This is a genomic window from Flavobacterium koreense, from assembly GCF_054776075.1.
This window is the reverse complement of the sequence record NZ_BAAHCF010000029.1, coordinates 484673-494978: the sequence shown is the minus strand read 5'-3', so window position 1 is coordinate 494978 and position 10306 is coordinate 484673. Positions and strand designations below refer to the sequence as shown.

Annotated in this window: 9 protein-coding genes; 8 read left to right on the top strand and 1 reads right to left on the bottom strand. The window is 29.1% G+C overall.

All coding sequences use genetic code 11. From position 1 onward, the window contains the following. Positions 1-307: 307 nt before the first annotated feature. Genes ACYU7A_RS10555 through ACYU7A_RS10540 form a run of 4 tightly spaced genes read left to right on the top strand, consistent with a single transcriptional unit; the run spans position 308 to position 5051 of the window. Positions 308-946, top strand: coding sequence for a ribonuclease H1 domain-containing protein (locus ACYU7A_RS10555; protein ID WP_460576400.1), 639 nt, complete (start codon positions 308-310; stop codon positions 944-946). Between the two features lie 7 nt (positions 947-953). Continuing rightward, positions 954-3110 (top strand): ATP-dependent helicase, encoded by a 2157-nt coding sequence (locus tag ACYU7A_RS10550; RefSeq protein ID WP_460576398.1) that lies wholly within the window; start codon positions 954-956, stop codon positions 3108-3110. Between the two features lie 26 nt (positions 3111-3136). Beyond that, positions 3137-4198 carry an HNH endonuclease domain-containing protein gene (locus ACYU7A_RS10545; protein WP_460576396.1) on the top strand — a complete coding sequence of 354 codons (1062 nt, stop codon included), beginning with the start codon at positions 3137-3139 and terminating at the stop codon, positions 4196-4198. Beyond that, positions 4191-5051 (top strand): HIT family protein, encoded by an 861-nt coding sequence (locus tag ACYU7A_RS10540; protein ID WP_460576394.1) that lies wholly within the window; start codon positions 4191-4193, stop codon positions 5049-5051. Before ACYU7A_RS10545 ends, ACYU7A_RS10540 begins: the two co-directional genes overlap by 8 nt. A 288-nt stretch (positions 5052-5339) precedes the next feature. Here the strand turns inward: ACYU7A_RS10540 and ACYU7A_RS10535 are convergent, their stop codons facing one another. Next, the gene (locus tag ACYU7A_RS10535; protein ID WP_460576392.1) at positions 5340-7133 is read right to left on the bottom strand and encodes a sigma 54-interacting transcriptional regulator; all 1794 of its coding nucleotides are present in this window, start codon (positions 7131-7133) and stop codon (positions 5340-5342) included. 186 nt (positions 7134-7319) lie between these two features. On the opposite strand from ACYU7A_RS10535, the gene ACYU7A_RS10530 reads away from it, so the two are divergent. From ACYU7A_RS10530 to ACYU7A_RS10515, 4 genes are read left to right on the top strand one after another with little or no spacing between them, the layout of a single operon-like run. After that, positions 7320-7619 (top strand): hypothetical protein, encoded by a 300-nt coding sequence (locus ACYU7A_RS10530; protein WP_460576390.1) that lies wholly within the window; start codon positions 7320-7322, stop codon positions 7617-7619. A gap of 8 nt (positions 7620-7627) precedes the next feature. Beyond that, positions 7628-7771 (top strand): hypothetical protein, encoded by a 144-nt coding sequence (locus tag ACYU7A_RS10525; RefSeq protein ID WP_460576388.1) that lies wholly within the window; start codon positions 7628-7630, stop codon positions 7769-7771. Between the two features lie 18 nt (positions 7772-7789). After that, complete coding sequence (locus ACYU7A_RS10520; protein WP_460576386.1) at positions 7790-7990, top strand: hypothetical protein; 201 nt, start codon at positions 7790-7792, stop codon at positions 7988-7990. Between the two features lie 11 nt (positions 7991-8001). Beyond that, positions 8002-10302 carry a glycosyltransferase gene (locus ACYU7A_RS10515; RefSeq protein WP_460576384.1) on the top strand — a complete coding sequence of 767 codons (2301 nt, stop codon included), beginning with the start codon at positions 8002-8004 and terminating at the stop codon, positions 10300-10302. Positions 10303-10306: the final 4 nt, after the last annotated feature.

The following is a 10306-nucleotide window of genomic DNA, read 5'->3' as shown; positions in this document are numbered from 1 at the left end:
TTTTTTTTTATTGATTAGTATTATTCTTACTAACAAACTACTATTGATTATCTATTTATTTGTTTAGAATATTAGTTTTTAATTGCCTCAATTAAAAATACTTTTTTTACCAAAATGCGGAAAACCGTAAAATACTATAAAACTTCTTTTTTAGCTTTGAAAAATCACGTAAAACTACCTACATAATTCTTGGTGAAGTTGTATATTTTTGGTAGGTTTGACAAAGATTGTATTAAAATGAAATTAATTAATCCCGTATATCTTGATGATGCATCAATATACAGAACATTAGTAAATTAGAAATATAATGGCAAAAAAACCAAAATTTTATGTGGTTTGGAAAGGACGAAAAACAGGAGTTTTTAGTACTTGGGACGAATGTAAGGAACAAACCAATGGTTTTGATGGTGCAGTTTTTAAATCATTCGAAACTAAAGAAGCCGCTGAAAAAGCTTATAATGATTCAAGTTCAGAATATGTAGGAAAAAATAAAAAAATAATTAGTTCTTTTTCGAAAGAAGAACTAGAACTAATTGGTGAGCCAATAGAAGATTCCATTGCTGTTGATGGAGCTTGGGATAACACCACAGGTTTAGTTGAGTATCAAGGAATTCATTTTAAAACCTATGAAGTATTATTTCATGTTGGACCATTAGAGGATGGTACTATCAACATAGTTGAATTCCTTGCGATTGTCCATGCTTTAGCACTTTGTAAACAATGGCATTGGAAACAGCCTATTTATTCTGATAGTAAAATAGCTTTAGGATGGATAAAAGAAAAAAAGGCGAGAACCAATCATCCACCAAGTGAAAAGAATAAAAAATTATTTGAAATGATTGCTAGAGCAGAAAAATGGTTAGAAAATAACACCTTTGAAAACGAATTACTAAAATGGGAAACCAAAGCTTGGGGAGAAAATCCTGCCGATTTTGGAAGAAAATAAAAAGAGAATGTCAGAAAAAAACAAAACTATTTTAGAAGGACTAAACAACAAACAACTAGAAGCTGTTGTGAGTAACGCAAAAAGAGTATTAGTTCTTGCAGGTGCAGGTTCGGGGAAAACTAAAACAGTTATTTCTAAACTTCTGTATTTGGTTGCAGAAAAAGGTGTTAAATCTTCTTCAATATTAGCAATTACATTTACTAAAAATGCTGCCAATGAAATGATCGATAGGTTAATTATTTCTAGTGATGTTACAAATACCTACGAATCATATATTCAAAATAAATCTACAACTGTTTTACAAAAGGAATCAGAAAGAAGAAAAAGAGTGTTAGAGCAACCGTGGATTTCAAATTTAACAATTAGAACATTTCATTCTTTATGCTATAAAATTCTTCGTGATAATGGAAATCCTGTTTTTGATAATAAATTCAAACTTATTACAGATAATTCGGCAGAAGAAGTAGATTTAAAAGCGAAGGATATTCTTGCGAATGAGAAACCAAAAGATATTATAAGTAAAATTTTGATTCTTGCTTGTAAAGATCGTGGTTACATTTTAAAGCTAAAGCGGTACATATTAGATTATTATGTTGAAAAAGTATCTATTGATAAAGAAATAAAAATTTATACTAACGAAGGACAAAAAACATACACCACTTTAAAAGGTGAAACCGTAAAATCAAAGTCAGAGCGAGATATAGCAGATTGGTTATACAGACACAATATAAAATATGTATATGAAAAAGTAACCAACTTCAAAGATTTTAATTTTAAACCAGATTTTTTTATTCCTCAGGCTAATCTTTATCTCGAACATGTTACAGATATGAGCTATAAAATGGCTGATAAAGAAAAACAATTTATTGAAGGCGGCAAAAATTGCGTTGTAACTTATGAATCCATAATGAATAATTCTATCCTTTTCAATTTAGCGATGGAGAGAATTGTAAAAGGAAAAATTACGGAAACAATAACAGAAGATGTTTCTATAAACTATGAAGAAGAATTTAATCGATATCATAATAAAATTGATGAGTTTTTAAAGACTGTAATGCGTTTGCAATCTATGATGAAAGGTGAAGATATTAAACCATCAAGTTTGTTAGAAAAATCAATAAAAAGTGAGCACGAAAGAATAAGAGTTTTCTATGAACTTGCTATTCCAATTATTGAAGAATACAAAAAATACTGTACCAATAAATCCTATGTAGATTTTGATGATTTAATAATTTTAACGGTAAAACTTCTTAAAAATAATGAAGACATCAGAGAACTTTACAGAAGCAAGTACAAGTATTTAATGGTTGATGAATTTCAAGATGTAAATGGTTTACAGGTTAAATTGTTAGACTTATTATTGAAACCAGATAATCAACTGTTTTGTGTTGGTGATGATTGGCAAAGTATCTATGGATTTAGAGGCTCAAATGTAGATTACATTGTAAATTTTGAAACACATTATAAAGATTGTGAGATTCATAAATTAGACGTGAATTACAGAAGCACACAAACAATTGTGGGAGCGAGTAATGAAGTAATAAAAAACAATAAAAATCAGATAAGCAAAGATGTTAGAGCATTCAACGAAATGCCTAGTAAAATTCAAATCTATAGAGCCAAAAGTACAGAAGATGACGGAGTAGAATTTTTAGTTGACAAAGTAAGACAACTTTACCATAGTGGGTTAGGTAAAGACGATATTCTTGTTTTGTATAGAAGATCTAAAATGTTTAGTCCATATTTGGAAGCTTTAAAAGAAAATAGACTTTTTGTTTCATCAAAAACTATTCATGCTTCAAAAGGATTAGAAGCAAAAGCAGTTTTTATCATTGGTTTAACCGAAGGTAATGGAGGTTTTCCTGATATTTGGCTTGATGATGCAATATTTAGGGTGGTTAAAGATATAAAGTATGATATTTTGCTTGAAGAAGAAAGAAGACTATTTTATGTAGCAATTACAAGAGCAAAAGATGAACTATTTCTTATAACTGAATTAGGAAACGAGTCTTCATTTGTTGACGAAATTCCAAAGCATTTTTACAATGTTAATAAACCAATAATCAAAAATTCAGGAACACAAATTATTATTTGTAAAGCTTGTAGAGTTACTGTAAATGTTTCAGATAAGTTTTGTAGAAATTGTGGAAGCAAACTTTCATAGAGTGATTAAATAATATTAAAAAATTAATGAACTTACCAGCATCAAATAATCTACCAATAAATAAACTTGCATCTGTATTCGGAAGCACTTCGGCTACTTATAAGTTTTACTGGTTGATAGCTTTAATTGAATTAGTTGAAGAAGAAAATATTGAAATTCCAAAAAGAAAAATATTTTCAAGAATGATTAGTAATTCTTGGTACACCATAAATTATTTTCATATTTCATTTGGCACACAAGATAATCTGCAAATTGCAGTAGAACGAATTTTAAAAGAAGAAAAATTAACGATAGATGAAAAGAAAAGTAAACTTGAAACTTGTTTAGAAAATTCAACTAATAAAGAAACGATTAATCAATTGCTTCATTTTGATAAAAACGTTCCACATTGGTTTTTGTCACCATGGTTTCCAAAAATCAATAATGAAACTGATAATCAACAAAAAAGTAGAATATATTCTGATTCACAATCGTTTGTAAATGATAGTTTGTATGCGTTGCATAAAGAATTTATTTCTATTAATCCAATTTGGATTTCTTACATAAAATCTAATGCCAAAGTACTAAAAGATTATTGTTACTGGAATCTAGCATTATTTCTTCAAACTCGAAATCCAAACGTGCCAGATATTCCAAATAAGTTAATTAAGCCAGCAATTAGAAATGGTTTAACCAAACAAACCAATGAATATTGGAAATTAGTTTTCAAAGAATTAGGTTCAATAAATTGTATTTTTACAGATACAAAATTGTATTTTGATGAAAAGAATTATGCGTTAGACCATTTCGTACCTCATGCTTTTGTTTCACATGATTTGATTTGGAATTTATTACCAATTGAAAAGAAATTCAATTCTTCTAAAAGTGATAAACTTCCATTATTTCACAAACATTTTGATAAGTTTTGTGAATTACAAAAATTAGCTTTTGAAATCAATAAGCATCATAATTCTAAAAGTAAATATATGGATGAGTTTCTAACTATTTTTCCAAATATTGATGCTTTTGAAAAAGATAAATTTTCAAATACAATTCAGCCATTGATTACCATTGCTAGTAATAACGGCTTTTTATTTATGAATGAGTAATCAGAACCAAAATAGCCATTTAACAGCAATAGAAAGAACTTCACTTTCCTATCCAGCTCGAATATTACTTAACCAAAAGAAGATAAAAGGTAAAGTTTTGGATTTTGGCTGTGGTATTGGAAAAGATGTGGAATTATTGAAAAACAAAGGATTTGATGTTGTTGGACATGATCCTTTTTATTTTCCCGAATTTCCAACTGAAAAATATGACACAATTCTGTGTTTTTATGTTTTAAATGTTTTGCTTCCAGAAGAACAAGCAGAAGTTTTAATGAATGTTTCAAATCTTTTAAAACCGAACGGAAAAGCCTATTTTGCAGTCCGCAGAGATATCCAATATGAAGGATTTAGAATTCATAAAGTTCATAAAAAAGAAACTTATCAATGTTTAATTAAATTAGCTTATTTGTCAATTTACAAGAATGAAAACTGTGAAATATATGAATACGAACATTACACAACTTTAAACAAAGGAAAAGCTGATTTAAGTCCGTTTTTAGTTGGCGAAGAAACAAGAGAATTAATCGTTGAAACTGCAACAGTTTTTTCTTTTTATGATAAATTTCCTGTTTCAAAAGGTCATTCTTTAATTGTTCCAAAACGATTAGTTTCAAATTATTTTGATTTGACTTTAAAAGAACAAACTGCTTGTTGGATTGTTGCAAATAAAGTAAAAACTATACTACAGGGAAAATTCAATCCTGATGGTTTTAATATTGGAATTAATATAAATGAGAGTGCTGGTCAAACTATATCGCATTGTCATATTCACATAATTCCAAGGTATAAAGGCGATGTTGAGAATCCAAGAGGTGGAATTCGTGGCGTAATTCCAAGTAAAAAAGAGTATTAAAAAACTTCTACAAATTATTTTCTTAAAAAAAAGTCTCTTTCCAAAAAACAAATCATCTACTCTAACAAATCAACAACAACCAATATTCACCATCCTTTTCAATTGGTGCTCTGTGAATGCATGGTGGTACTTTTTGTGTTGGAAGGTTTACTGACAGTCGCCAAACAAGATCTTTGCCTAAGTTAGTTGCCTATTGCAATTTGCAAGTATAAATAAGTTGTCAGATGGACACCATAATAAAAGAAGTAAATCAAGCTTTTTGGATACTCTCAAAATTTATTTCAGAAATTATTTTCTATTTTTCCAATTATCTAATGTTTTCTCTGTTATGGTATCACCCAAATTTTGAAAATGTAAAATAGCTTCTTTTCTACTACCTTTAAATTTATCAAGCATCCAGTTTCGTAGTTCATATTTAAAATTTGCTATCATTTTTTTTGTAGTCAAATTTTCATCAAAGTATTTTGTATTACTAGTCTCAACTTCTGGAGAATGATATTTTTCAAATTCATTCTTAGCATATTCAAAAGCAGTAGTTTCGTCTAACATTTTTATTGTTTCTTCATCAAAAGACTGAAAAGCATTATAATATATGGCAATTTTTTGTAAGTCTCGATAGTTACCATAAAGCTGTAATCTCTTCAACCACTTAATCAAATTATTATCTGTTGGTACTGGAGGATTACCTTTAAATTTAAGATTATTCCAAATCTTTTTCCAATCATCAACTCTATCTTCTTCGGTCTCTCTAAGGGCTGGAATAGTAATAACGTGCTGAACAATTCTATCATAAAAATCGGGTAATAAATCCTTTTTTAGCTCTGCTATTGTTCTGTTGGTGGCAAAAATAAGTCGACATGAAATTTTAATTTCATTAGCACTTCCCAATCTACGAATAGACATTCTGTTTTCTTTATCAGTCTGTAAGGCCTTCATCAATTTAGCTTGCACCATCTTTGATAAATGATGAATTTCATCAAGAAACAATACACCACCGTTCGCTTCTTCCAACAATCCTTTTTTATCAGCATTAGCTCCAGTAAAAGCACCTTTTGCATAACCAAATAATTCGGATTCTGCTTTACTATCTTCATCAAAAGAAGCACAATTAGCTTGTTTAAAATATTCTTTTTTATGCTTTTCAACAGATTCATCCGCAATTTGTGATTTGCCAATTCCTCTCTCTCCCAACAACAAAATTGAAAATCCTGAATTGATAAAAGCCTTCATTTTTCGGTTAACCAATTCTCTTGATTTTGATTTAGTTTCTTTAAAAATTTTAAAATTTGAACCTATATCAGAAATTAAGTTGGTTGGAATTTCTTTTATTGAAAAGCGTTTAAATCGTTTATCTAACGAATCACTTTTATCATCATAGGTTTTTATAAATCTTGCATTTTCTGGTAATTGATAAGATTCAGATAAAATATGCCAAACTACTTGAGTTTCACTACTTCCTAAGGATACATTTATTATCGGATTTGCGTTTTGATTTTTATTAAGATTTTTTCTCACCCACTTACTTAATTCATCCGAAATTTGTTCTTCATTTCTTAAATCATCAATGGATAGTTCAATAACCTTTAATTTATTAGAGTAAATAGTTTTAAAATTAGAGTATTCTGTTAACCATTTAATTTGATCTTCTATTGAATAATGATTGATATTTCGCCATAAATTATTATGAAAATCAGTTGCTTTTTCTGGATAATTTAAAGAAACAAAATTTATTTCCTTTTCAATGTTATAGCAAATATCCTCATTTTCTAAAATAGATTCATACACCTCTGAAAGCCCTAAATTTTTAATTGTGTCATCATCTAAAATATTTTTTTTGTGAGTAAAACGTCTACTAGAGAGACTATCATAAGTTTTTTGAGGTGCCGTTAAATAAATAATTTCATCAAAAACAAAACCATCAGCAGTTGTGTGGTTAAAAGTCTCATTTAATTCCTCTTGATCTAAATTTCCAAATTGGATTTTACTAGGAATTTCATTATTTAAATAAAATTTACTTAAAATATGTTTTAAATACGCAACTCCGTGGTTGGTATAATGCCAAGTGATATAAATATTTTTCATTTTACAAAGGTAATTAATTATCTTTTATAGTAATTTATTACCTTAATAAAATATTTAAATCATAGTAGAAAAAATAATTATAAATTTTAAAATACTTACTATCAATTATTTATGATTTAAAGACAGCTTTAAAGATTTTTTTGGCATAATATTTTAAATACTACTACTAAACAAATTAATTTAATCATGACAACTAAAATTTTAGACTACAAAAAATCAGATCACTTCTTACACAGTCAATGGGATAGAACTATAGATGATAAGCTCCTTCATAAAATACTTCCTTTTGTAGAGTGTACTTTTTGCGAAAAAGACGTTGTGTTTGTTATGCCATCTTTTCTTAAAAAGAATAAAGTAGTTAAAAGTGACAAGCTGTGTTTAATTATAATTATAAAACAAAAATTATTAGTCACTGCTTATTGGTGTGACCATCCCAATTATCTATTCAATAATAAAGAGAATGCACATTATCAAATTTTATACTAATTAAAAAAATGACAAAGAAAACAGACCACAATGCGGACATTAAAAATCCTAATACAGGAACTAAAGGCACGAATACAACCTATGATAAGAATCAAGGCAATAGAGGAAAACAATTAAATCCAAACCAACAAAAATCAAACAACAAGAAATAAAAATAATAAACTAGAAGTATGAAAAACAAAAGCTTTAGACCAGAAAACAATAATTCTTTAGAAGAATTACAATTGAATTTTAAAAAAGAACCCTATTTTAGCTCAATTGAAAACGATAATGATTTGTTGGATGACGAACAAGATAATTTCTATTACCATCAAGATCTAGATGATATGGAGGATAATTATGATGGTTTTGAATTTGATAACTTCGACTAATAAAAATATAAATGCACATTCTTAAAATAATACACGGTTATCCGCCCAACTATAATGCAGGTTCAGAAGTTTACAGCCAATCTATCTGTAATGAATTATCAAAAGAGCACAAAGTTTCTGTTTTCACTCGTGAAGAAAACCCTTATTCACCAGATTTTGAAATAAGACATCAGAAAGCAAGTGATAATTTAAACTTTTACTTTGTAAACAATCCGCAAGGAAAAGATGGCTATTTACATAAAGAAATAGATAATGCTTTTGAAGATTTAGTTAATAAAATAAAGCCAGATGTAGCTCATATTGGGCATCTCAATCATTTGTCTACAGGTATTGTTGATGTACTAAACAAATTGAATATTCCGATAGTTTTTACTTTACATGATTTTTGGTTGATGTGTCCAAGAGGTCAGTTCTTAACCAGAAGTATTGGTAAAGAAAATAACTTCCAATTGTGTTCTGGTCAAGAAAACCAAAAGTGTGCAACCCATTGTTATGAAGTATATTTTAGTGGAAAAGAAAGTGAGAGACCACAAGATGTTTCTAATTGGACCAACTGGATTGATAACAGGATGAACGAAACTAAGAGTATTATTGATAAAGTTGATTTGTTTATTGCTCCATCCAATTATTTAAGAGATAGATTTATCAAGGACTTTAATGTGGAGGCAAGCAAAATCATTTATCTTGATTATGGCTTTCCAACAGAATACTTAACGCCAACAAGTAAATCAGATGTATTACAACCTTATACATTTGGGTATATAGGAACTCATATTCCATCAAAAGGAATTAATCTATTAATTGAAGCTTTTGCAAAAATTGAGCAACCAGCAGCATTAAAAATATTCGGAAGAGAAAATGGACAAAGTACACAATCTTTAAAATTACTTGCCTCAAAATCGAAAAACAAAATTGAATTTAATGGTGAGTACATCAATCACAACTTAGCGGATGATGTTTTTGCAAAAGTGGATTGTATCGTGGTTCCTTCTATTTGGGGAGAAAACTCACCATTGGTTATTCACGAAGCGCAATCATGTAAAATTCCAGTAATTACTGCTGATTTTGGCGGAATGAAAGAATACGTTCAACATAAAGTAAACGGATTATTATTTGAACATAGAAATACTAATTCGCTTAGCGAACAATTAGAATTCGCTATAAACAATCCAAATGAAATGAAACATTTAGGCGAAAAAGGGTATCTGTTTACAGAAAATGGCAGTGTACCAACTATTCAAGAACATTGTGATAATTTGGTTTCGATATATAAAAGTGTTATAAAACCGAGCTCACTTTGGAGAATTACGATTGACACCAATCCTGAAGATTGCAATTTAAAATGCATCATGTGCGAAGAACACAGTCCTTATAGCGACTTCATCCCTACGCTGTTCAAAGAAACTGGAGTAAAACGAAGAAGAATGGATTTTGAAACAGTAAAAGATATTTTTAGTCAATCCGAAAAATTAGGCATAAAAGAAATCATTCCTTCTACAATGGGAGAACCTTTGCTTTACAAGGAATTTGACAAAATATTTGAATTATCTCAAAAACATGATATCAAAATAAACCTGACTACTAATGGAACATTTCCAAAGAAATCGGTTTTAGAATGGGCAAAATTAATTGTTCCGAACACCACTGATATTAAAATAAGTTGGAATGGTGCCACCAAAGAAACTTCAGAAAAAGTTATGTTGGGCATTGATTATGACAAAGCGGTTTCTAATGTTGTTGAATTTATAAAATACCGAGACGACTACTTTCAATCAACCGGTTATTTTTGTAGAGTGACCTTTCAATTGACTTTCTTGGAAAACAACATGCATGAATTGTCAGACATTATAAAACTGGCAGCAAAACTAGGCGTTGATAGAGTAAAAGGACATCAATTATGGGCGCATTTTGACGAAATTAAAAACCTATCCATGCGCTCATCCAAAGAGACTATGACTCAATGGAATCAATATGTTGAACAAGCCATAGAGACACAAGAAAATTACAGAAAACCCAATGGTGAAAAAGTGATTTTAGAAAATATTATTCCGTTGCAAGAAAACGAACAAAATGATGTTCCTGAAGAATATGTTTGTCCATTTCTTAATAAGGAATTGTGGGTTTCAGCTACCGGAACCATTTCGCCATGCTGCGCTCCAGATAATTTAAGAAAATCATTAGGCGATTTTGGGAACATCAACACTACTTCCATTGAAGAAGTTTTAGAAAGTAAGAATTATAAAAATTTAGTTGCAAATTACAAGTCCATTTCACTATGCAAGTCCTGTACAATGCGTAAACCTTTAACCTAAAAAC

What these genes read in the sequence shown, in the direction of transcription:
- ACYU7A_RS10555 (WP_460576400.1), top strand. Translation starts at nt 308, where the DNA reads ATGGCAAAAAAACCAAAATTTTATGTGGTTTGGAAAGGACGAAAAACA.
- ACYU7A_RS10550 (WP_460576398.1), top strand. Translation starts at nt 954, where the DNA reads ATGTCAGAAAAAAACAAAACTATTTTAGAAGGACTAAACAACAAACAA.
- ACYU7A_RS10545 (WP_460576396.1), top strand. Translation starts at nt 3,137, where the DNA reads ATGAACTTACCAGCATCAAATAATCTACCAATAAATAAACTTGCATCT.
- ACYU7A_RS10540 (WP_460576394.1), top strand. Translation starts at nt 4,191, where the DNA reads ATGAGTAATCAGAACCAAAATAGCCATTTAACAGCAATAGAAAGAACT.
- ACYU7A_RS10535 (WP_460576392.1), bottom strand. Translation starts at nt 7,133, where the DNA reads ATGAAAAATATTTATATCACTTGGCATTATACCAACCACGGAGTTGCG.
- ACYU7A_RS10530 (WP_460576390.1), top strand. Translation starts at nt 7,320, where the DNA reads ATGACAACTAAAATTTTAGACTACAAAAAATCAGATCACTTCTTACAC.
- ACYU7A_RS10525 (WP_460576388.1), top strand. Translation starts at nt 7,628, where the DNA reads ATGACAAAGAAAACAGACCACAATGCGGACATTAAAAATCCTAATACA.
- ACYU7A_RS10520 (WP_460576386.1), top strand. Translation starts at nt 7,790, where the DNA reads ATGAAAAACAAAAGCTTTAGACCAGAAAACAATAATTCTTTAGAAGAA.
- ACYU7A_RS10515 (WP_460576384.1), top strand. Translation starts at nt 8,002, where the DNA reads ATGCACATTCTTAAAATAATACACGGTTATCCGCCCAACTATAATGCA.